The organism is Rhodococcus gordoniae (assembly GCF_001646655.1).
Lineage (GTDB): Bacteria > Actinomycetota > Actinomycetes > Mycobacteriales > Mycobacteriaceae > Rhodococcus > Rhodococcus gordoniae.
In genome coordinates this window covers 40,929-65,007 of sequence record NZ_LPZN01000041.1, presented here as the reverse complement: position 1 = coordinate 65,007, position 24,079 = coordinate 40,929, and the positions used below count along the sequence as shown (strand labels likewise).

Annotated in this window: 14 protein-coding genes; 9 read left to right on the top strand and 5 right to left on the bottom strand. The window is 69.2% G+C overall.

Going from position 1 to position 24,079, the window contains the following annotated elements:
- Positions 1-14: 14 nt before the first annotated feature.
- The 3 genes from A8G18_RS15550 to entS all read left to right on the top strand — a co-directional run bounded on the left by A8G18_RS15550 (position 15) and on the right by entS (position 10,913).
- The gene (locus tag A8G18_RS15550) at positions 15-9,290 is read left to right on the top strand and encodes a non-ribosomal peptide synthetase (RefSeq protein ID WP_064064573.1); all 9,276 of its coding nucleotides are present in this window, start codon (positions 15-17) and stop codon (positions 9,288-9,290) included.
- Positions 9,291-9,430: 140 nt separating this feature from the next.
- Positions 9,431-9,652 (top strand): phosphopantetheine-binding protein, encoded by a 222-nt coding sequence (locus A8G18_RS15545; RefSeq protein ID WP_064064572.1) that lies wholly within the window; start codon positions 9,431-9,433, stop codon positions 9,650-9,652.
- Between the two features lie 10 nt (positions 9,653-9,662).
- Positions 9,663-10,913, top strand: a complete 1,251-nt coding sequence (gene entS / locus A8G18_RS15540) for an enterobactin transporter EntS (RefSeq protein ID WP_064064579.1) — start codon at positions 9,663-9,665, stop codon at positions 10,911-10,913.
- A gap of 61 nt (positions 10,914-10,974) precedes the next feature.
- Here entS and A8G18_RS15535 read toward each other — a convergent pair whose 3' ends face one another.
- Positions 10,975-11,373, bottom strand: coding sequence for a hypothetical protein (locus tag A8G18_RS15535; RefSeq protein ID WP_064064571.1), 399 nt, complete (start codon positions 11,371-11,373; stop codon positions 10,975-10,977).
- A 74-nt stretch (positions 11,374-11,447) separates the two neighbouring features.
- Positions 11,448-12,881, bottom strand: a complete 1,434-nt coding sequence (locus tag A8G18_RS15530) for an MDR family MFS transporter (protein WP_064064570.1) — start codon at positions 12,879-12,881, stop codon at positions 11,448-11,450.
- A gap of 108 nt (positions 12,882-12,989) precedes the next feature.
- Between A8G18_RS15530 and A8G18_RS15525 the strand changes: the two genes are divergently transcribed.
- On the top strand, positions 12,990-13,877 hold the full coding sequence (locus A8G18_RS15525) for a phosphoribosylaminoimidazolesuccinocarboxamide synthase (RefSeq protein WP_064064569.1): 888 nt from the start codon (positions 12,990-12,992) through the stop codon (positions 13,875-13,877).
- Positions 13,878-13,883: 6 nt separating this feature from the next.
- The gene (locus A8G18_RS15520; RefSeq protein WP_064064568.1) at positions 13,884-16,031 is read left to right on the top strand and encodes a S9 family peptidase; all 2,148 of its coding nucleotides are present in this window, start codon (positions 13,884-13,886) and stop codon (positions 16,029-16,031) included.
- Positions 16,032-16,114: 83 nt separating this feature from the next.
- Here A8G18_RS15520 and A8G18_RS15515 read toward each other — a convergent pair whose 3' ends face one another.
- Positions 16,115-16,807 (bottom strand): response regulator, encoded by a 693-nt coding sequence (locus tag A8G18_RS15515; protein ID WP_016933340.1) that lies wholly within the window; start codon positions 16,805-16,807, stop codon positions 16,115-16,117.
- Complete coding sequence (locus tag A8G18_RS15510; protein WP_064064567.1) at positions 16,804-18,357, bottom strand: sensor histidine kinase; 1,554 nt, start codon at positions 18,355-18,357, stop codon at positions 16,804-16,806. The genes A8G18_RS15515 and A8G18_RS15510 overlap by 4 nt, the downstream gene beginning before the upstream one ends.
- A 262-nt stretch (positions 18,358-18,619) precedes the next feature.
- On the opposite strand from A8G18_RS15510, the gene A8G18_RS15505 reads away from it, so the two are divergent.
- The 4 genes from A8G18_RS15505 (at position 18,620) to bluB (ending at position 21,900) form a co-directional block, all read left to right on the top strand.
- A complete protein-coding gene (locus A8G18_RS15505) occupies positions 18,620-19,984 on the top strand; it encodes a cation:dicarboxylate symporter family transporter (RefSeq protein WP_064064566.1) in 1,365 nt (454 codons plus the stop codon).
- Between the two features lie 138 nt (positions 19,985-20,122).
- Positions 20,123-20,695, top strand: a complete 573-nt coding sequence (locus A8G18_RS15500; RefSeq protein ID WP_064064565.1) for an SRPBCC family protein — start codon at positions 20,123-20,125, stop codon at positions 20,693-20,695.
- A 45-nt stretch (positions 20,696-20,740) separates the two neighbouring features.
- Positions 20,741-21,235 (top strand): glutathione peroxidase, encoded by a 495-nt coding sequence (locus tag A8G18_RS15495; protein WP_016933636.1) that lies wholly within the window; start codon positions 20,741-20,743, stop codon positions 21,233-21,235.
- Positions 21,236-21,240: 5 nt separating this feature from the next.
- Positions 21,241-21,900, top strand: coding sequence for a 5,6-dimethylbenzimidazole synthase (bluB, locus tag A8G18_RS15490; protein ID WP_115311538.1), 660 nt, complete (start codon positions 21,241-21,243; stop codon positions 21,898-21,900).
- A gap of 52 nt (positions 21,901-21,952) precedes the next feature.
- Here bluB and A8G18_RS15485 read toward each other — a convergent pair whose 3' ends face one another.
- Positions 21,953-24,079 (bottom strand): oxidoreductase, encoded by a 2,127-nt coding sequence (locus A8G18_RS15485; protein ID WP_064064564.1) that lies wholly within the window; start codon positions 24,077-24,079, stop codon positions 21,953-21,955.

The window sequence follows — 24,079 nt, the reverse complement described above, 5'->3', positions numbered from 1 at the left end:
ACCGAAAGCGACAGATGACCCGTTCCACCGCGCTCGAAGACATCGTCCCGCTCTCACCGCTGCAGCAAGGGCTGCTCTACCTGAGTACCGTTTCAGCGCAGTCCGGCTCGACCTCCGACGACACCGATGCGACCGACCCCGACGCCTACACGGTGCAATCGGTGGTGCGTCTGTCGGGCACGGTCGACGAGGCGCGGATGGCCGCCTCCGCCCAGGCACTGCTCGACCGCCACTCGGCGCTGCGTACCTGCTTCCGCCCGCGCAAGGACGGCCGCACGGCGGGTCTCGTCGTGTCGGGAGTTGAGAATCCCTGGCGCAGCGAGGATCTGTCGGGTCTCGAACGCGCCGAGGCGGAAGACCGGCTCGAGAGGATCGTCGAGGACGACCTGCACGAATGGTTCGATCCGACGCAACCGCCGCTCGTGCGCTGGACCTTCGTCCGCTTCGGCCCCGACGAGGTACGACTGCTGTTCACCGCTCATCACATCGTCGTCGACGGATGGTCGTCCCCGATCCTGGTGCGCGAACTCCTCGAGATCTACGCCGCCGGTGGATCGGCATCGGGACTGCCGTCCGTGCGCCCCTACCGCGACTACCTCGCGTGGCTCGGGCAACAGGACCGCGAGGCAGCCCGAACGCTGTGGCGCGAGGCGCTCGACGGCGTCGGCGAACCGTCGCTCGTGGCCCCGCCGGGCGCGACCCGCTCGTCGGAACGCTGCGACGAACTCGACGTGGCGGTCCCGGAGGAACTCGGCGCGACGCTGTCGGAACTCACCCGCACCATCGGGGTCACCCTCAACACGGTGCTGCAGACCGCGTGGGCGATGCTCCTGTCCGGTCTGCTCGGCCGCGACGACATCGTCTTCGGTGCGACGGTCTCGGGTCGCCCGCCGGAGCTCGTCGGCGTGGAATCGATGGTCGGGCTGTTCATCAACACCGTGCCGGTGCGGGTGCGGCTCGATCCCGCCGCGACCGTCGCCGAGTTGCTGCGCCGCGTGCAGCTCGAGCAGTCGCGCACCGTCGATCACCAGTATCTCGGCCTGTCCGACGTGCAGCGCGCGGTGGGGATCGGTGAACTGTTCGACACCCTCACCGTGTTCGAGAGCTATCCCGTCGACCGCGACGCCCTCGAACGGGCGCAGCGCGCCGGAGGAGTGACGATCACCGGCGTCGACGGACGCGACGCCACCAACTATCCGCTGGTCCTCACGGCCGGCATGTCGGACCGGCTCGTCGTCAAGCTCGATCACCGCCCGTCGCTGATCGACGCGGACGAGGCGACTGCACTGGGCGCCCGCCTCGTCGCGATCCTCGGGGCGCTGTGCGCCCGGCCCGACTGCCGCGTCGCCGACCTCGACGTCCTGCCACCCGCGGAACGGGAACGCGTACTGGGCACCTGGGCCACCGCACCCGCGGCACCGTCGACCGGCACCGTCGCCGACCTGCTCGCGCAGCGGTTCACCGTCGACACCGACCGCCCCGCGGTGGTGTGCGGCGAGCAGGAATCGACGTTCGGTGAACTCGGCGCGGCTTCGGCGCGACTGGCGAGGTTGCTCGTCGACCGCGGGGTGCGGCCCGACGACCGGGTCGGTCTCGCTCTGCCCCGGACCGGCGTCATGGTCGACGCGATCGCTGCCGTCCTCACCGCCGGAGGCGGCTACCTGCCGCTCGATCCGTCCTATCCCGCAGACCGCTTGCGGCACATGATCACGGACGCCGCACCGCGACTGGTGATCACCACTCGGGCCGTGCGCGCGAGTCTCGGGGACGTACTCGACGGCGCCGACGTGCTCACCCTCGACGACCCGGACGTCGAGTCCGCCCTCTCGGCATTGCCGGCCACCCCGCTCACGGATGCGGACCGGCGCGCTCCGCTCCGCCCCGGCCACCTGGCCTACGTCGTCCACACCTCCGGATCGACGGGGCTTCCGAAGGGTGTGGCCGTCACCCACGCCAACCTCGCCGACCTGCACGCCGCGCAACGCGTCGGCCCCATGCAGTGCGCAGGCCGCACACCACGTGACGGGCAGTGGCACGTCCTGCTCACCTACCCGTTCGCCTTCGACTCGGCGGTTGCCGCCCTCACCTGGCTCTTCGAAGGCCATGTGCTGCACGTGCTTCCCGACGAGTACCGCGCCGACGTCGACCACATCGTCGACTACGTGCGCACCCGCGGCATCGACTACGTCGACACCGTGCCCGTCCTCATGAACCGGCTGCTCGACGCCGGACTCCTCGAACCCGGCGGGCACATCCCCGCGACCGTCACCGTGGGCGGTGAAGCGGTGAGCACCGCGCTGTGGCAGCGACTCGCCGCGAGCGGTGTGGCGGCGACGAACTGCTACGGACCCACCGAATGCACCGTCGACGCGACCTCCGCGCGCATCGCCGGGGACACCGTGACGATCGGGGGTCCCACCCCCGGCACGAGCGTGCGCGTACTGGACCACTGGTTGCGACCCGTTCCCGCCGGTGTGGCCGGTGAACTGTACGTCTCCGGAAACGGCCTCGCCCGAGGTTATCTCGGTCGGCACGACCTCACGGCGGGACGTTTCGTCGCCGACCCCTACGGACCCGCCGGGGCCCGCATGTACCGCACCGGTGACGTCGTGCGCTGGACGGAGGCGGGCACGCTCGACTACATCGGCCGCGACGACGACCAGGTCAAGATCCGCGGCTTCCGCGTGGAACTCGGCGAGATCGAAACCGCACTCACCGCGCATCCGTCCGTACGGAACGCCGTGGTCGTCGCGCACACCGACGACCGGGGAACGACCCGGCTCGTCGGCTATATCGTCGGCGGCGAAGCCGACACCGCCGCGGTACGGGCCGCGCTCGCCGAACGGCTGCCCGACTACATGGTGCCCGCCGTCGTCGTCGCACTTCCTGTCCTCCCGCTCACGGCCAACGGCAAGGTCGACCGGAAGGCACTGCCCGAACCGGATTTCTCGGCACTGGCCGGTGCCGGGGAACCGCGCACCGAGACCGAACGGACGCTGTGCACCACCATCGCCGACGTTCTCGGCCTCGACCGCGTCGGTGTCCACGACGACTTCTTCGCCCTCGGCGGCGATTCGATCGTCTCCATCCAGCTGGTGTCGCGGTTGCGCGGCGCAGGGGTGCGCGTGACGGCCCGTCAGGTCTTCGAACTGCGCACCGCGGCCGGGCTCGCCGCGGCGTGTGAGACACCCGCCGACGAACCCCGGCGACCTCGCACGGCGGCGACCGGCACGGTGCCCGTCACTCCGATCGTCCACGAATCCCTCGCGTCCGGCTCGTTCGACTCGCTCCGCCGGTTCACCCAGTCGCGGGTGCTCGTCGCCCCCGCCGGCCTGCGGGAGAACGATCTGGTCACCGGCGTACGGGCACTGCTCGCGGCCCACCCGATGCTGCGCTCGCGGTTCACCGTCGGCGACGCGGGACCGTCGGGGCGTACTCGTCGCGGTGCGACATGGACCGTGCCCGAGAGCATCCCGGAAGCCGCGACGCTCGTCCGGCGAGTGGATCTCTCGACCACGGAACAGATTTCGTGGAACGATCTCATCGCTGAGGTGTCGTCGGAGGCCGTCGACGCACTCGACCCCGAGACCGGGGCGATGCTCCGCGTGACCTTCCTCGACCCGGGACCGCAGCAGGCCGGGCGCATCGTCGTCGTCGCGCATCACCTCGTCGTCGACGGGGTGTCCTGGCGGATCCTGGTGCCCGACCTCGCCGATGCCGTCGAAGCGGCCGCCCGTGGAAAGACTCCCGCGCCGGAGGACACCGGTACGTCCTTCCGGGAGTGGGTGGAATCGCTGGTCGAGGCGGCCGCATCCGACCGGGTCGCCGGATCGTGGCCGGTCTGGGAATCCGCTGTCGCCGCCGGCGACACCCCCGCCGTGGGAACCCGTGCCCTGGACCCCCGGCGCGACACCGTGTCGACCTCGGCGTCGGTCGAGGTCGACGTGCCGGTCGAGGTCACCGAACGCATCCTCACCACCGTGCCGGCCGCCTTCGGTATCGGCACCGGCGACGTGCTGCTCGCTGCCCTCGCCCTCGCCGTCACCGACGTGTGCGGCGGATCCGCCCTGCGCGTGCACCTCGAGGGCCACGGCCGTGAGGAACAGATCGTGCCGGATGCGGACCTCTCGCGCACCGTCGGATGGTTCACCTCGTTGTATCCCGTGACCGTCGAACTGGGCGGTGCATACACCCTCGAGGGGCACGATCCGCTCCGGGCCGTCGCCCATGCGGCCGAGTCGCTGAAGCGGATACCCGACAACGGGATCGGGTTCGGTCTCCTGCGTTTCCTCGGGGACGGCCGCGAGCGGTTCGACGGCTACCGGGCCCCGGAGGTGATGTTCAACTATCTCGGCCGGATGACCCTCGGCGAGACCACCGACTCGGCGTGGTCGGCCGCACCCGAGGTGGCCGCGCTCGGCGGTTCCGTCGATCCGGCCATGCCCCTCGACCACGTCCTCGACGTCAACGCGATCACGGAGGACGGACCGGACGGACCCGCTCTCTCGGCGGTGTTCACCTACGCCACCGGCGCACTCGACGCCGACCGGGCCCGCCGGATCGGGCAACGCTGGCTCGCGGCGCTGCACCTCCTCACGGACACGGTGGCGAGCGGAACCGTCGGCGCCCCGGTGCCGTCGATGCTCACGGCGCCCGGTCTGTCCGTCGACGAGGTCCTCACACTGCACGGTGAGAACCCCGGCGGTATCGAGGACGTCGTTCCGCTGACCCCCCTGCAGCGCGGGATGTACTTCCTGGCCGGACTCGACGAACCGTCGGGCTCGGGCAACGACGTGAAGGCCGCCGAGGGCGTCGATGTGTACACGATGCAGACCGACCTGGCTCTCGACGGCCGCGTCGACGCGGAGACGATGCACCGTTCGGTGCGCGCGCTCGTCGACCGGCACGCCGTGCTGCGCACCGGATATCGACCCGGTACGGCAGGAGAACCGATCGGCGTCGTCCGCCGGAGCGCCGAACCCCAGTGGACCGTCGTCGATCTCGGGACCGTCGATCCGGACGAGCTCGACACGCGGGTGGCGGAACTTCTCGCTGCGGATCGCACACGCAGGTTCGACCTGGCGGTCGCACCCCTGGCGCGATTCACGCTGGTGCTCGCGGGACCTTCACGGGCGCGACTGCTGTTCACGATGCACCATCTCGTCTCCGACGGCTGGTCCACACCGTTGCTCGTGCAGGAACTCCTGCAGCTCTACGCCGCCGGCGGATCCACCGCCGGACTCCCGCCGGTGGCTCCGTTCTCGGACTACCTCACCTGGCTCGGTGCACAGGACGTCGCGGCCGGTGTCGAGGTGTGGCGCGAACTGCTCGACGGAGTGGACGAACCCACGCTGGTCGCGCCGTCCGGTACGGCGCTGCGACCGGAATTTCCGGCGGAACTGACGGTCGCGGTGCCCGACGGGCTGTCGCAGCGCCTCGTCGAGGCGAGCCGCAGGCACGGGGTCACCGTCAACGGACTCGTCCGGACCGCATGGGGTCTTCTCGTCGGATCGCTCACCGGCAGAACCGATGTCGTCTTCGGCGCGATCGTCTCCGGGCGCGTCCCCGACGTGGCGGGTGTGGAATCGATGATCGGCCTGTTCATCAACACCGTTCCGGTGCGCGTCCGCGCGGAGGCGGGGGAGCCGATCACCGATCTCGTCACGCGGACCCACAGCACGCAGAACCGCGTGATGGACCATCAGTACGTGGGTCTCGCCGACATCCAGCGCGTCGTCGGGATCGGCGAACTGTTCGACACTCTCCTCGTCTTCGAGAACTATCCCGTCGACCGCGACGCCCTCGACGCGGCGCAGCGGGAGGGCGGCGTGCGGGTCGGATCGGTCGGAGGTTCCGATGCCACGAACTTCCCCCTGGTGCTGGTCGCCGGGCTCGAGGACGAACTGCACCTCGGTCTCGAGTACCGGACCGATCTGTTCACCGAGCACGACGCCGCCGCGCTGGGGGAGCGGCTCGTGCGCATCCTCGACCGGCTCACTGCCGAGAACCCCGGAACCGTGGCACAACTCGACGTGCTCACCAGCGCCGAGCGGGCCGGTCTGCGCAGCGAGTGGTCGACGACTCCCGCGGCGCCGTCCAGCGGAGCAGCGACCGTCGCCGACCTCCTGGCGCGGCAGATCGCGCGTACCCCGCACGCGCCCGCAGTGGTCGCGGACGGGACGACGCTGACCTTCGCGGAACTCGGACGACGATCTGCGCGACTCGCCCGGCTCCTCGTCGAGACGGGGGTCGGGCCCGAGACGGTCGTGGGACTCGCGCTACCCAGATCCGAGCACATGGTCGTCGCGATCGCGGCGGCGATCTCGTCGGGCGGCGTGTACGTGCCGATGGACCCGTCCTATCCGCAGGATCGGCTGGCGCACATGGTGGCCGACTCGCGACCACAGGTGATCGTCACGGTCGCCTCGGTTCTCGACGGCATCGCACCGGTCGCGGGGGACACGCGGATCGTGGTGCTCGACGATCCCGCCCTGCAGCGACAGCTCGACGAGTTGTCCACCGCTCCGCTGACGGACACCGACCGTCGCGGTGCGCTGCGCCCCCACAACGGCGTGTACGTCATCTACACCTCCGGTTCGACGGGACTGCCGAAGGGTGTCGCGGTCACCCACGCGAACCTGCTCAATCTGTTCGAGAGCCACCGCGCGGATCTCTACATCCCCACCGCGGTGGCAGCCGGACGAGACTCGGTGGGGGTCGGACACGCGTGGTCGTTCGGTTTCGACGCGTCCTGGCAGCCGACCCTGTGGTTGCTCGACGGGCACACCGTGCACGTCTTCGACGAGGACACCATGCGTGATCCCGAACGGATGGTCGCGTACACGCTCGAGCACGAACTCGATTTCCTCGAGGTCACCCCGTCCTTCCTCGACCGCATGCTCGCGGCCGGACTGTACGAGAGCGAACACCGTCCGGCGTCCGTCGGATTCGGCGGTGAGGCCGTCAATCCGGCGTCGTGGCGGCGTCTGCGGGAGCTGACCGACGGGCGGGCGTTCAACCTCTACGGACCCACCGAGTGCACGGTGGACTCGCTCATCGGAGCGGTCACCGACGCCGACACACCGTGCCTCGGCCGGGCCGTGCACGGCGCCGGCGCATATGTCCTCGACGCGATGCTCCGCCCCGTCCCGATGGGTGTGGTCGGCGAACTGTACGTCTCCGGTGCCGGTGTCGCCCGCGGATATCTCGGCCGGCCCGACCTGACGACGGTCCGGTTCCTGCCGAACCCCTTCGAGGACGACGGTTCCCGCATGTACCGCACCGGCGACCTCGTCCGGCGGGTGCGCGGCACTGACGGCCGGCCCGTGCTCGAATTCCTCGGCCGGGGCGACGACCAGGTCAAGATCCGGGGTTTCCGGGTCGAGCTCGGCGAGGTGGAGGCCGCACTGACCGCGGTGCGCGGCGTGCGGGACTCGGTGGTGAACGCGCACACCGACAGTCGCGGCGTGACACGCCTGGTCGGCTACGTGACCCCCGACGGCGACGTCGATCCGGCGGTGGTCCGTGCCGCGGTCGCCGAGCGCCTGCCCGACTACATGGTGCCCGCCGTGGTGCTGGTGCTCGACACCTTCCCCGTCACCGCCAACGGCAAGGTGGACCGCAAGGCCCTGCCCGAACCGGACTTCTCGTCGCTGGTCGGGGCGCGTGCGCCGCGCACCGGCACCGAGCGGGTCCTCGCCGATCTCGTCGCGGATGTGCTCGGGCTCGACCGGGTGGGGATCGACGACGACTTCTTCTCGCTCGGTGGCGATTCGATCGTCTCGATCCAGCTCGTGTCGAAGGTCCGGGCCGCCGGGCTGTGGATCACCACCCGCCAGGTGATCGAACTGCGCACCGTGGAAGCGCTCGCGGCCGCCGTGGACGACGACACGGGAGACACCCACCCTGTTGCCGTCGGCGAGGCGACGGGGGAGGTGACCGTCACGCCGATCGTGTGGGACACCCTCGAGCAGTGGACGGGCCTGTCCCGGTTCTCACAGGCACGCCTGCTCGTCGCGCCGGTCGGACTCACGCTCGGCGTTCTGCGGACCGCGGTCGAGGCGCTCGTGGCCGCCCACCCGATGCTGCGTTCGACCTTCCGCATCGACGACGAGGGACGGCCGTCGTGGACCGTCCCCGAGGCCGTCCCGGACCTCACCGGCTCGGTGCGGCGAGTGGACGCCACCGGACGGGACTGGGGCGAGCTGTTCGACGAGTATCGCGAGAACGCGTACGCCGCACTCGATCCCGCCGGCGGACGCATGGTGCAGCTCGTGTGGTTCGATTTCGGGCCGCACCAGGCCGGACGCGTCCTGATCGTCGTGAACCACCTCGTGGTGGACGGCGTGTCGTGGCGCATCCTCGTCCCCGACCTCGCCGACGCCGTCGAACAGGCCGAGCGCGGGGACACGGTGACACTGCCGTCGAGCGGCACACCCTTCCGGGTGTGGGCGGCCGAACTCGCCGAAGCCGCACGATCGGAACGGATCACCGCGTCGTGGTCGACCTGGCAGCAGGCGGTCGACACCGACGAACCGATACTCGGTTCGCGCCCGCTCGACCCGGCACGCGACACCGTCCTCTCGACCCGGTCGACTCGGGTGCAGCTGCCCGTCGACGTCACCGAACGGGTGCTGGCCGCGGACGTCGTCGACGACATCCTCCTCGCGGCCCTCGCCGTCGCGGTGGCGTCGGTCCGGGGCGGCGACCTCGTCCGCATCGACCTCGAGGGACACGGCCGGGAGGAACAGGTGGTCCCGGGCGCCGACCTGTCGCGCACCGTCGGCTGGTTCACGTCGATGTATCCGGTGACGGTGGATCTGACGGAGGTCGACGTGGCCTCCGCGTCCCGGGACACCGAGGCGGCGGTCGCGGCACTGCGCGCGGTGGTCCGCGCGTCGCGGGCGCGACCCGACAACGGCATCGGCTTCGGGATGCTGCGGCGACTGAACCCGGACTTCGGCGACCGCTTCGCCCGGTACGTGCCGCCGGCCGTCGTCTTCAACTACCTCGGCCGGCTCACGCTCGGCGAGGGGTCCGGCAGTCCGTGGTCGGGCGCACCGGGCGCCGCCGCGATCGGCGGCTCGGTGGATCCGGACATGCCGCTCGACCATGTCCTCCAGGTGGACGCGATCACCGAGGACACCCCGGACGGCGCGGTTCTGGAATGCGAGTTCGCCGCCGCGGCGGACGTGGTCGACGCGGACACGCTCGCCGAGATCGCGCGGATCTGGCAGGAGACGGTGCAGGTCGTCGTCACCGCGAGAAAGCTCACGGGCACCGCAACGTAAGGCACCTCCGGCACCGCGACGTAAGGCGCCTCCGGCACCGCGACGTAAGGCGCCTCCGGCACCGCGACGTAAGGCGCCTCCGGCACCGCCCGACGGTGCAGCATCCTGCACCGTGCATATATCGAAAGAAGGAGAACTCCGTGCTCGATCGCACTACCGTCCTTGCCGACACCGCCAGGATCCTGGACATCGACGTCGACGAACTCGATCCGTCGGCGAGCCTCGTCGACCAGGGACTCGACTCGGTGCGGTTGATGGCCCTCGTGGAGCAGTGGCGCAGCGCCGGAGTCGAAGTCGATTTCGTGGATCTCGCCTCGGCCCCCGACCTCGAGCAGTGGATCGCGCTGCTCGCCCGCGGATGAGCGGGTGATCGTGGCCGTCTTCGAGAAACTCTTCATCGACATCGACCCGCTGCGCACCAGCCGCGAATTCCGGTACCTGTTCACCGCACGCGTCGTCTCGCTGTTCGGTCTCGGTTTCCTCATCGTGGCGGTGCCCGTGCAGGTGTACCAGCTCACCGGCTCGACGGCGCAGGTCGCCGCGGTCTCCGCGGTGATCGGTGTCACCACCTTCGCGGCCACCTTCGCCGGCGGGGTGCTCGCCGACCGCTACGACCGGCGGAATGTCATCGCGATCGCGCGCGGCACCGCGGGCGTCGCCTTCGCCCTGCTGGCGGTCAACGCGATCCTGCCGGTACCGCAGATGTGGGCGATCTACGTGCTCGCCGTCGTCGACGGCATCGCGGGCGGGATCTCGTCGACCGCGCTCATGGCGGTCACTCCCAGCCTGATCCCGCGCGACAAGCTCGCCGCGGCCGGTGCGCTCATGGCGCTCACGGCCGACCTCGGCGCCATGATCGGCCCGGCCCTCGGCGGTGTCGTCATCGCCGCCGGTGGCGTGGGCGTGGCCTACGCGCTGGCCGCGTTCACCACGGCGATCACCACCTTCTGCATCACCCGCCTGCCGTCGCTGCCCCCGACGCATGTCGCGGAGGAATCACCGCTGAGATCGGTGATGTCGGGCTTCCGGTACGCGGCACACAACCGTGTGGTGGGCCAGGTGCTGATCGTGGGGTTCCTCGCGATGTTGCTGTCCGGCTGGGCCGTGCTCATCCCGGAATTCGCCGACGAAGTGCTCGGCGTCGGTCCGTCGGTGGTGGGCCTGCTCTACACGGCGCCCGCCGTCGGGGCCGTCGTGGGGTCGCTGACCAGCGGCTGGACCGGGTCGATCCGCCGGTACGGGCTGGTGGTCTACCTGCTCATGGCGGTCTCGGCCGCGGGTCTGGTGGGTGCCGGTGCGACCGGCATCCTCGCCGTGGTGCTGTTCGGTCTCGCCGCACACGGATTCGGTGACTCGCTCGCGGACGTCGTGCGGTACGCCACCGTCCAGCGCAACACCTCCGACGAGTACCGCGGACGGATCGCGGCGGTGTGGGGCGCGCAGGTGACGGCCGGTACCTCCGTGGGCGCCGTCGCGGCCGGAGTCGTGGCCTCCCTGGTACCGATCTCCATGGCCCTGACCGTCTACGGCGTCGCCGGTGTGGCCGTCATCGCGGTGATGTTCGTCTCGACTCCGACACTGCGGCGTTTCCGGGACGCGGGCGATCTCGAAGCCGTCGCCTGACGGACGGTCCCCCAGGACGAGAGGAGGCGGGGCCGGATGGACACCCCGGCCCCGCATCGCGTCATGCTCGTCCGTCGCGCGCCCACGCCTCCACTGCCGAATACCCTTCGCTGACACCCTGGGTGTAGGCGACGAGTGCCCCGTACAACCGGGAACCTTCGGTGGCGAGCTCGATGGTGCCCACCCAGTCGGCAGCGCGCGCCATGACGTGCGCGGAGATGTCCTGCCGGTCGCGTGTCGCGGACGACACGATCCGGAACGCCTCGTCCGCGATCCGGAAGGTCTCGGCGACACCGCGCCAGAAGTACTCCGCGTCCATGGCCGAGCGCAGCGACTCGTAATCCGTCGTGTCCTGCATCGCCGTGGCGTGTGCCAGTCGCTGCAGAGCGTGTTCCGCAGCCCCGACGGGGAAGTACGTCACGTCGTCGATGGTGTCCTTGCCGCCGCTTGTCGTTCTCACCGCAGAGATGGTGCCCGATTCCGAGCGAATACGAAACAGCGCACAGGTAACGGTATAGGCACGCGGCGTGTCGCCTACCCGGCCGCTGCCGGACGATTCGGGATCGAACACACGCACGACACGAGCAGTCCGGCGCACACCAGAACGGCGACGAACACCGGCGCCACCGAGTCCGCCAACTGCGCCGCACCGGGAGTTCCGGTGACGGTCTCGTCCGCCGCTGCGCCCCCGAGGGCTGCATTGGCCAGCGCACCGAACACCGCCACGCCCACCGCGCTGCCGATCGCACGTGCGAAGGCGTTCGCGCCCGTGACGACGCCCCGCTCGGACCAGTCGACGCTGGACTGCGCCGCGATCAGCGCGGGACTGGCGATCAACCCCATCCCGAGTCCCACGAGCACGCAGCAGAGCGCCACCTCCCAGGGAGCCGAATCCACCCCGACCTGCGTCAACAGCGCCGCGCCGCACAACAGCGGCACCGCACCCACCAGACCGGTGTTGCGAAAACCGATCCGCAGATAGAGTCGGCCCGACTGCGCCGCCGCGATCGGCCAGCCGATCGTCATCGTCGCCAGCGTGAACCCCGCGACGAGCGCCGTGGTGCCCAGCGAACCCTGCACGAACGACGGCACGTACGAGGTCAGGCCCAGCACGACCGCACCCACCAGGCACGACACCGCGCTGGTGGTGACCAGCACACGTCGCGTGAACAGCCGGATCGGCAGGATCGGCTCGGCGGCGCGGGACTCGATCCACACGAACACCGCGATCAGGGCTGCACCGGCGGCGAAGATGCCGATCCCGGTCGCCGACGTCCACGCCCAGGACTGCCCGCCCTCGAGCAGGCCGAGGATCAGCAGGGCGGCGCCCACCGCGAGTGTCGCCGCGCCGGCCCAGTCCACGCGCGGTCGCGGTCCCGACGGCGTGTCCTCGCGGAAGTTGCGGACGAGCACCCACGCCGCGAGGGCACACAACGGCACATTGATCCAGAAGATCCACCGCCACGACAGGAAGTCGGCGAAGACACCGCCCACGGCAGGGCCGATCACCGCCGACATCCCCCACACACTGGCGAGATAGCCCTGCGCCTTGGCGCGCTCGGCGACGGTGTAGATGTCCCCGGCGATGGTCTGGGCCATCGGCAGCACGGCGCCGGCGCCCAGGCCCTGCACCGCGCGGAACGCGATCAGCGCCGGCATGCTCCACGACAGCGCGCACAGCACCGAACCCACCGCGAACACCGCGATACCGAACAACAGGATCGGGGTGCGGCCGAAGACGTCGGAAAGTTTGCCGTACACCGGGACGAGCACCGCCTGCGTGAGCAGATAGGCGGAGAACAACCACGGGAACTGGGTGAAGCCACCCAGGTCGGCGACGATCGTCGGGATCGCGGTGGCCAGGATCGTGCTCTCGAGCGCCACGAGGGCGGTGGCGAGCATCAGGGCGACGAGGATCGGGCCCCGCTCGGACCCGAACCCGACGTCCACTCGCGACGATGCGGCCATGCCACTCCTGTTCCCACTCGTACGTTCGTTGTTCCACCCGGCTGTGAACGAGTGGGATATCCGCCACGGGGTGCGGTGCAGCCACTCGATGAGCACTAGGGTGTCAGCGTGCGTCCTTCACTCGAGTCCTACCAACACCTCGCCGGCGGCAAGGTGCGCGATCTGTACGTGATCGACGACGAGCACCTGCTCCTCGTCGCCAGTGACCGGATCTCGGCCTACGATCACGTGCTCGAGACCCCGATCCCCGACAAGGGGCGGGTCCTCACTGCGATGAGCGTGTTCTTCTTCAAGCTGCTCGACGCCACCAACAACCACCTCGCGGGAGAACCCGACGACGAGCGTATCCCCGAGGAGGTCCTCGGCCGCGCACTCGTGGTCAAGCGCCTCGAGATGGTGCCCGTCGAGTGCGTCGCCCGAGGCTTCCTCACCGGCTCCGGCCTGCTCGACTACCAGGCCACGGGCTCCGTCTGCGGTGTCACCCTGCCCCAGGGGCTCGTCGAGGCCAGCAGACTGCCCGAGCCGATCTTCACCCCGGCCAGCAAGGCTGCGCTCGGCGACCACGACGAGAACATCTCCTTCGACGACGTCGTCGAGAAGGTCGGTCTGAACCTGGCGATGAAGCTGCGCCAGGACACGCTCGACATCTACGACCGCGCCGCCATGTACGCGTCCGACCGCGGCATCCTGCTCGCCGACACCAAGTTCGAGTTCGGTCTCGACAAGGCCGGCAATCTGGTGCTCGCCGACGAGGTCCTCACCCCGGATTCGTCCCGCTACTGGGACGCGAACGAGTACGAGGAGGGCAAGGTTCAGCCCAGCTTCGACAAGCAGATCGTCCGGAACTGGCTCACCGGACCCGAATCGGGCTGGGACCGCGCCTCCGACCCCCCGCCCCCGCCGCTGCCGCAGCACGTCGTCGACAAGACGCGAGCTCGCTACATCGAGGCGTACGAACGTATTTCGGGACTGTCCTTCGACGATTGGATCGGCTGACCGCATATGACCTCCTCGAAGATCACTCCGCCGGTCGCGAAGAAGGTGCCGCTCGCGCGCACCCATCACGGGCACACCTTCGTCGACGACTACGAATGGCTGCGCGACAAGAACGACCCCGAGGTCGTCGCGTATCTGGAAGCGGAGAACTCGTACACCGAGGCGCAGACGGAACATCTCGCTCCGCTGCGTGAAACGATCTTCGAGGAGATCAGGTCGCGCACTCAGGAGACCGACATGTCGGTCCCCACCCGGATGGGTGAGTGGTGGTACTACGCCCGCACGGTCGAGGGCAAGCAGTACGCGATCCAGTGCCGGTGCCCGATCGCCGACGCCGACGATTGGACACCGCCGAACGTGACCCCGGGCGTCGAACTCCCCGGCGAACAGGTGCTCCTCGACGGCAACGTCGAGGCCGAAGGGCACGAGTTCTTCTCGCTCGGGGCGTTCTCGATCAGCCACGACGGCACGCTGCTCGCGTACTCGACCGATGTCGTCGGCGACGAGCGGTACACGCTGCGATTCAAGAACCTGGCCACGGGCGCGTTGCTGGCCGACGAGATCCCCGGCACCGCACCGGGGGCGACGTGGGCGCTCGACCACAGCCACGTCTTCTATCAGACGGTCGACGAGTCGTGGCGGCCCGACACCGTCTGGCGGCACAAGCTCGGCACCGCCGTCGACGAGGACGTGAAGGTCTTCCACGAACCCGACGAGCGGTACTGGGTGTCGATCGGTTCGACGCGCAGCGAGAAGTACCTCATGATCTGGGTCGGGTCCAAGATCACCACCGAGGGATGGGTACTCGAATCCGCCGACCCCACAGGCGAATTCCGTGTGATCCTGCCGCGCCGCGAAGGTGTGGAGTACGGCGCGGAACACGCGGTGATCGCAGGTGAGGACCGATTCCTCGTCCTGCACAACGACGTCGACCCCGAGACGGGGGAGAAGGCCGAGAACTTCGTGCTCGCCGAAGCTCCCGTCGACGACCCGTCCGCCCTGCGCACCCTGATCGGACACCGGCACGACGTGCGCCTCGAGGACGTCGACGCGTTCGAAGGGCACCTCGTGCTCGGTTACCGTCGGGAGGCCCTCACCCGGCTCGCGGTGTGGCCGTTGACCGACGAGGGCTACGGCACGCTCACCGAACTCGAATTCGGCGAGGAACTCTTCGCCGTCGGACCGGGCGCGAATCCCGAATGGACCCAGCCCACCCTGCGTCTGGGCTACACCTCGTTCATCACCCCGAGCCGGGTCTACGACTACACCGTGAGCACGGGCGAGCTGACGCTGCTCAAGTCGCAGCCGGTGCTCGGCGACTTCGACCCGTCGCTCTACGAGCAGCGCCGCGACTGGGCGACCGCCGAGGACGGCACGACGATCCCGTTGTCGATCGTCGTGCGGAAGGGCACCCCGGAGAACGCGCCCACGCTGCTGTACGGCTACGGCTCGTACGAGGCCAGTATCGACCCGGCCTTCTCCGTCGCGCGGCTGTCGCTGCTCGACCGGGGCATGGTGTTCGCGGTCGCGCACGTGCGCGGCGGCGGCGAGATGGGCCGGCACTGGTACGAGAACGGCAAGTCGCTGACGAAGAAGAACACCTTCACCGACTTCGTGGCGTGCGCGCGGCACCTGATCGACACCGGTGTCACGAGCCCGGAGAAGCTCGTCGCCGACGGTGGTAGCGCCGGTGGCCTGCTCATGGGTGCGGTCGCGAACATCGCGCCCGAACTGTTCGCGGGCATCCTCGCGAACGTCCCGTTCGTCGACCCGCTCACGTCGATCCTCGATCCGTCGTTGCCGCTCACGGTGATCGAATGGGACGAGTGGGGCAACCCGCTCGCGAATCCCGAGGTGTACGAGTACATGCGCTCCTACAGCCCCTACGAGAACGTCGAGGCCAAGGATTACCCGGCGATCCTCGCGATCACCAGCATCAACGACACGCGCGTGCTCTACGTCGAACCCGCCAAGTGGGTCGCCAAGCTACGCGCGACGAAGACCGGCGATGCGCCGTTGCTGCTCAAGACGGAGATGAGCGCGGGACACGGCGGTGTGTCGGGCCGGTACGAGAAGTGGCGCGAGGTCGCGTTCGAGTTCGCGTGGGTGCTCGAGACGTCCGGTGCCTACCGCGCGGAGACCGCTGCGGGCTGAGCTCGGTATCCGCTCGCGTTCTCGCTATTCGCCGCAGCAATTGCCGACGCGAATGACGAACTGTGTAGCCGATAGCAAACTGCTCACCTGCGCAGTTCGTACCGGACCTGCGGTCGACCGGCGCGGCCGTATTCGGTGAGTCGGGTCGCGGCGCCGTCGTCGGCGAGCCGTTCGAGATAGCGCCACGCCGTCACGCGTGAGACCCCCACGGCCGATCCGACTTCCGCAGCGGTTCGCGGCCCGTCGGCGTGATGAAGGAAATCGGTGATCTTCGACAGCGTGTCGGGGGAGATGCCCTTGGGTGTGGACGGACGGGAACTGCTCGTGCGCAGAGCCGACATGGCGCGATCGATATCGTGCTGGCCCGCCGCGGTCTCGGCGTCGCGCAACGCCGAGCGGTAGGCCACGTACTGTTCGAGCTTGTCCTGCAGTGCCGCGAAGGTGAACGGCTTGAGCAGATACAGCACCACACCCCGCGCGACCGCCGTCCGCACGACCTCCAGATCGCGGTTCGACGTGACGGCGATGATGTCGGGACTCGGACGACCGGCGCTCAGGCGTGCAGCCACTTCGAGGCCGCTCGTGTCGGGGAGCCCGATGTCGAGCAGCACCAGATCCACCGGTGTGCCCACCCGCGCAGCCGACGCGACCGCCCGCACGGCGTCGCTACCCGTGTGCGCGACACCTACCACCTCGAATCCGTCCACCCTCCCGACGTATTCGCGGTGGGCCTCGGCGATGAGCGGTTCGTCCTCGACGACGAGCACCCGGATCACGACCGGCTCTCCAGGGGGATCACGGCGACGATCATCGAACCCAGCGACGGTTCGGTGCGCAGAGTTCCCCCGTGACGCGCCACGACCTGGGCGACGAGTGCGAGTCCGAGGCCGCGCTGCTCGGACTTGGTGGAGTAGCCGCGCTGCATGGCCCGGGCCAGCACCTCCGGCGACATCCCCGGCCCGCTGTCGGCGACCTCCACGATCATCGACGAATCGTCCCGACGCACAGTCACCTCCACCCATGGGTCGTCCGACGCATGGGAGGCGTCGATGGCGTTGTCGATGAGATTCCCGACGAGGGTGACGATATCGCGCGCCGGGATGGACGGAACCGGGCCCAGTTCCGTGTCGTCGGTGACGGTCAGTTCCACACCTCGCTCGGCGGCCTCGTCGATCTTGCCGAGCAGCAACGCCGACAGCGCCGGCTCGTGGACGGCACTGGTCAACCGGTCGATCAGGTGCTGGGAGACCGCCAGTTCCTGCGTCGCGAACGCGACCGCGTCCTCCGTCCGGCCGAGTTCGACCATCGTGACGATGGTGTGCAGACGGTTTGCCGACTCGTGGGCCTGCGCCCGCAGCGACTCGGCGAATCCGCGGACCGAGTCGAGTTCACCGAGGACACCGCGCAACTCGGTGTGGTCGCGGAGGGTGACGACGGTGCCGATGCGACGCTCGTTCCAGTTCACCGCGTCGCTGTTGACGACGAGGGTGCGGTCGCGCGTCAGGTGCACCTCGTCGCGTGCCTCGCCGGTGGTTGCGAGTTCGCGCAGTGTCTCGGGCAGGGCGTCGAAGGGGACCGGCCCGGTCGGGGGAAGGCCGAGCAGGCGGCGTGCCTCGTCGTTGACGACGTCGACCTGCGGTGAGGCGCCGGGTGCTCCACCGAACACCAGCAGCCCTTCGCCGATCGAGTGCAGGACGGCGTCGTGGTGTTCGTACATGCGCCGCAGCTGGTCGGGATCGAGCCCGAGGGTCTGACGGCGCAGGCGCCGCGCGATCAGGTATCCCCCCGCCGCGGTGACCACGAGCCCGGCCGCCACCAGCCCGACGATGCCCGGAAGGCTCCGCACGAAGTTCTCGGCGATCCTCTCCCGTGTCACCCCGACCGACACGAATCCGACGAGCGTGCCGTCGTCGTAGACCGGCGCGATGGTGCGGATCGACGATCCGAGGCTGCCCGTGTACGTCTCGCTGAACGGTTGCCCGGACCGGGCCTCGTCGATGTGGCCGGTGTACGGGAGTCCGATCCTCTCCGGGACCGGATGCGTCACGCGGAGCCCGTCCGGGTCCACGATCACGACGAAGTCCACTCCGGTCGCCTCACGGATCTGTTCGGCGCGCGGCTGGAGCGTGGCGGTCGGGTCGGGGGCGAGCAGCCCCTCGGCGATCTCCGGGAACACCGCGGTGGTCACTGCGATATCGGTCACGCCGCGACGGGTGGCGTCGTCGGCGTCGCGCCGTTCGTCGACGACGATGAGCGCACCCGCCACGATCGCTACCACCGTGAACACGACCGACTGGAGGATGAGCAGCTGGCCCGCCACGCTCATCGGCGGTCTCGCCTGGCGACGGTTCACCGTTCACCTCCCGTGAACACTATGTACACAAACTTCTCCCGCGGCGACCCGGCTACCACCATGTCCTTATGTGGACGTGATGCCGGTCACCACCCGGGCGCGGAGCGGCCCCTACCAGGGTCCCGTAGTACCCGACCGAACCACGGTCGATTCCCGAGTCCTCGCCGGTGCGTCACCGCATCCCGTTATCCGTGAACATCGCGCGACGAGCCCGCGCATGATCGAAGGGCACTCCATGAGCACCACAACCGTGCGGGGCGAGAAACGCCGCGACCGTACCCACTGGCTGTACATCGGCGTCATCATCGCCGTCGTCGCCGGTATCGCCGTCGGATGGCTGGCCCCCGAGACGGGCAAGTCGCTCGGTGTCCTCGGCACCATGTTCGTCGACCTGATCAAGATGATGATCAGCCCGGTGATCTTCTGCACCATCGTGCTCGGCATCGGGTCGGTCCGGGCAGCGGCGAGCGTCGGCCGGATCGGTGGACTCGCGCTGATCTACTTCGTGGGCATGTCGACCGTGGCCCTCGCGATCGGCCTGGGTGTGGGCAACCTGCTCGACCCGGGCTCGGGGCTCACCCTCGATCCGGCCAACGCCGGATCGGGTGCCGAACTCGCCGAGAAGGCGCATGCCGCCGGCGGCACCGTCGACTTCATCGCGTCGATCATCCCCACCTCCCTGTTGTCCGCACTGACCGAGGGCAGCGTCCTGCAGACCCTGTTCGTGGCGCTGCTCGTCGGCTTCGCCATCCAGGGCATCGGCAAGTCGGGTGAACCGATCCTGCGGGGCATCGGCCACCTGCAGAAGCTGGTCTTCCGCATCCTGACGATGATCCTGTGGCTCGCCCCGATCGGTGCGTTCGGTGCCATCGCCAACGTCGTCGGCCAGACCGGTCTGAGCGCGGTCCTGCAGCTCGGTGTTCTGATGATCGCCTTCTACCTCACGTGCGTCGTGTTCGTCTTCGGTGTTCTCGGATCGTTGCTGCGAGCGGTCTCCGGTGTCTCAGTGTTCAAGCTCGTCAAGTACCTCGCCCGCGAGTACCTGCTCATCTTCGCGACGTCGTCGTCGGAGTCCGCGCTGCCGCGCCTGATCGCCAAGATGGAGCACCTCGGTGTCCAGCGCACCACGGTCGGCGTGGTCGTGCCCACCGGTTACTCGTTCAACCTGGACGGCACCGCGATCTACCTGACGATGGCCGCCCTGTTCGTGTCCGACGCGATGGGCAGTCCCCTGAACATGGGTGAGCAGCTCTCGCTCCTGCTGTTCATGATCGTCGCCTCGAAGGGTGCGGCCGGGGTCACCGGTGCCGGTCTGGCGACGCTGGCCGGCGGTCTGCAGAGCCACCGCCCCGACCTGCTCGACGGCGTCGGCCTGATCGTCGGTGTCGACCGGTTCATGTCCGAGGCGCGTGCCGTCACCAACTTCTCCGGCAACGCCATCGCGACCCTGCTCATCGGCACGTGGACCAAGTCGGTGGACCGCGAACGGGTCGACGAGGTGCTCAGCGGACGGTTGCCGTTCGACGAGAGCATGATGGTCGACGATCACGAGCCCGCTCCCGAGCGCGAACCGGCGAGCCTGGAGAAGGTCTCCGTCTGACCCGGTCCGTCCGCTACGACAACGGCTGTCCGCCACGGAAATTTTCGTGGCGGACAGCCGTTTCCGAAGCGGATCCAGGAGCATACTTCCGGGAGGAAGCACGCCTCGCTCTCCAGCCGCACAACTTCGGGGGTCGCTGTGAAGAACCGAGCTCGATTCGTCGATGTCCGAGGACGTCCCGCCCTCCATTTCGAGCGGGAGTACCCGTATCCGCAGGAACGATTGTGGAGCGCGGTGACCGAACCGGCCGAACTCTCGCGATGGTTCCCCGCCGCCGTCGACATCGAACTGCGCGAAGGCGGCACGATCACCTTCACCGACGATCCCGACACCGAGCCCACGAAGGGCACGGTCCTGGCGTGCGAGCCGCGCGGCAGCCTCGCCTACACGTGGGAGGGCGACGAACTGTGGTTCACGCTGAACCCGACTCCGCAGGGGTGTCTGTTCGTGTTCGTCAACGTCCTCGGCGACCGGGAGACCGCCGCGATGGTCGCCGCGGGCTGGACGGTCTGCCTCGACGAGTTCGACGCGGTGCCGGCGGGCGCACCGCCGTCGCAGACGACCGATTCGGAGACCGCATGGCGACCGGTCTACGAGTCCTACATCGCAGAGGGGTTCCCGTCGGGTGCTCCCGTTCCCGGCGAGGGGGAGGGACGAGCAGTTCCGGAAGCGGGTCCGGCGGGCCCGGAGACTTCCGGGGAGAAGACGTAGCGCTGCTGTTGGGGAGAGTGATGGAGCACAAGCTAGTTTGGAACCATGACCACGCCTCTCCAGGACATCCCGATCGACACCCTCTCGGGTGAACCCACAAGTCTCGGTGCATACGAGGGCCACGCGGTTCTCGTCGTCAACGTCGCGTCCAAATGCGGGCTGACCCCGCAGTACACGGCGCTCGAGAAGCTCGCGCAGGAGTACCGCGACCGCGGACTGTTCGTGGTGGGAGTGCCGTGCAACCAGTTCATGGGGCAGGAACCCGGCACGCCGGAGGAGATCCAGGAGTTCTGCTCCACGACCTACGGGGTGACCTTCCCGTTGCTCGAGAAGATCGAGGTCAACGGCGAGAACCGCCATCCGCTCTATGCCGAGCTCACGAAGCACGCGGACGCCTCCGGGGAAGCCGGCGACATCCAGTGGAACTTCGAGAAGTTCCTCATCGCCCCCGACGGCACGGTCGCCGGGCGCTTCCGTCCCCGCACGGAACCCGATGCGCCGGAGATCCTCGACGCCCTCGAAGAGATCCTTCCGGCCTGATCGACGTGCTCGGGACCGAAGCGCGTGAGGCGCTCTACGACATCATCCGCATGCGCCGCGACGTGCGCGCAGAGTTCGCCGGTGAGCAGATCGCCGAGGACGTGCTCTGGCGTGTCCTGGCCGCGGCGCACCATGCACCCAGCGTCGGCAACACCCAGCCCTGGGACTTCGTCGTCGTCCAGGACGAACAGCGTCTGAAGGAGTTCGCCGGGCACGTCGCCGGTTGCCGGCAGGCGTTCGCCGACTCGCTTCCCGAGGACCGGAAGAGCACCTTCGACCCCATCAAGATCGAAGGCATCATCGAGTCCCGCACCGGCATCGTCGTGACCTACGACCCCGAACGCGGCGGCAAGCACATCCTCGGCCGGCACACCGTCGACGAGTCCGGTCTCTTCTCGGCCGTCCTGGCGATCCAGAATCTGTGGCTCGCCGCGACCGCCGAGGGCCTCGGCGTGGGCTGGGTGTCGTTCTACGAGGAGGAATTCCTCGCCGACTTCGTCGGAGTGAGCGCGCCCGCGCGTCCCATCGCGTGGCTGTGCGTCGGGCCGGTCACCCGGCTCCAGGAGGTGCCCGACCTCGAACGGTTCGGGTGGCGCAAGGGTCGCCCGCTCGAAGAGGCGGTGCACCGCGACAGGTTCGTGGGACCGGATAACCAGAAATCCTGACCCGACGGGCGACGGCCGGCTCGTGGGTGCACGAGCCGGCCGTCACCCGCTCTCACAGCTCGGTCGCGACCTTCCACGCACTGTGGACGGCGCCCTCGATGTAGTCGACCCGACCGGCGTCCCCGACGACCCGGACGTCGACGCCCGAGCCGGCCAGCTCCTCGGCGAGCGGTGCCGCCGCCGACACCCCGGACGCGACGACGACCATCCGGGCACGTACCGACTTCGTCTCGCCGCCGACGGTGAACTCCACCGTCTCCCGCGTGATGCGCTCGACAGTCGCGTTGCGGTGCACCTCGAGACCCACCTCACGCGCGTGCTTGACGGCGGTCCACCGGCGCGGCATCGCCATCGGCACCCCGAGCTGCTGCCCCTCGGCGAGCAGGGTCACCCGGCTGCCGCGTTCGGCCATGAACTCGGCCAGTTCGAGGCCGACGAGCGACCCGCCGATCACGACGACGTCCTTCGCCATCGGCAGGAAACGCAGGAACCGCCGGCTCAGATCACGGATCCTCCGGGGGCTCGTGGTGATACCCGCGAGCTTGCCCAATCGGCCCATCATCCGCAGCAGGGGCGACTGGCCGGAGACGTCGCCCGCGCCCGTCATGAGCGCACGCATGCTGTCGCCTGTGTGCACGTGCGGCAGGTCCCCGCCCGGCACGGTGGGACGCTCCCGCACGGCGCCCGTCGCGACGACCACCACGTCCGGATTCAGGGCACGGATCGATGAGGCGGTGGCCTCGGTGCCGAGTCGCACGTCGATGCCGAGGCGGGCGACCTCGGCCGTCAGCCATTTCAGCAGCCGTTCGTTGTCGGGGGTGGTGAGGGTCGAGAACCACAGGGTCCCGCCGAGCCGGTCGGTCTTGTCGAGGACGGTGACGCGGTGTCCTCGCTCGGTGGCGACGCGCGCCGTCTCGAGGCCACCGGGCCCGGCACCCACCACGACGACGTGCTTCGGCGTCGCGCTGCGGACGAACGGCACGAGCGTCTCGTTGCCGAGCGCCGGATTGACCGCGCAGATCGGCGTGGCGTCCCAGAAGTTCTCCTGCACGCACACATAGCAGTTGATGCACGGGCGGATCTGCTCGCTGCGTCCCTCCCTCAGCTTGGCGACGACAGCGGGATCGGCCAGCAGCTGACGGCCCATCGCGACGAAATCGGTGACGCCCTCGGCGATCATCTGCTCGCCGACCTCCGGCAGCATGCGGCCGACGGTGATGACCGGAACGGACACCGCACGTTTGACGACCGCCGCGTTGTGGGTGTAGTAGCCGACCTTGTCCGGCAGGGGGCCGTCGGTGAAGTTCGCGAACGCGTTCAGTGCGGTGCCCGTGATGTGGATGGCGTCGGCCCCGGCCTGTTCGAACAATGCGGCGGCAGCGGCGGATTCCTCGACGGTGAGACCGTCCGTCTCCCCGTATTCCTGCCCTGCGAGGCGCACGATGACGGCGAGACGATCGCCGACTGCTGCCTTGACCGCGCGGATCACCTCGCAGGTCAGCCGGGCCCGGTTCTCCAGCGACCCGCCGTACTCGTCGGTGCGCTGGTTCGTGTAGCGGCTGAGGAAGGCACCGAGGACGTAGTTGTGCGCGGCGTGGATCTCCACGGCGTCCGCTCCGGCGGCCGCGACCCGGCCGGCGGCTTCGGCGAACATCCGGACGAGCCACTCGATGTCGCTCTCCGTGGCCTCGTTGTAGGTGGCCGGCTTTCCGCTCTGGATGGCGGCCATACGCTGCAGTTCCTCGGGCGTGCAGTCGGCCATCGCGCTCATGTCGCTCGGTGGCTTCGGAATGCTCGGCACGAGCTGCGGCCGGCCCTGCAGGGTGTCGATGCGTGCGACCTTGCCGTGGTGCACCATCTGGACACACAGTTTGCTGCCGGCTTCGTGAACGGCGTCTGCGAGAGCACGGAGACCGGGGATGAAACGGTCCTCCGACAATCCGGGTTCCTTGGTGCTGGTGCAGCCGGCCGGATAGGCGACCGCGCAGCAGCCGGTGACGATCAGGCCGGTACCCCCGGCCGCGCGGGCGACGAAATGATCGATGTCGCCCTGCTCGATCTCACCGTCCTCGCAGAGGTTCATGTCCATGGCGGGCATCACCACCCGGTTGTCGAGGGTGATGGGTCCGATGGTGCCGGGCGAGAGGAGGCGGGTATAGGTCTGATTCGGGACTGCCAC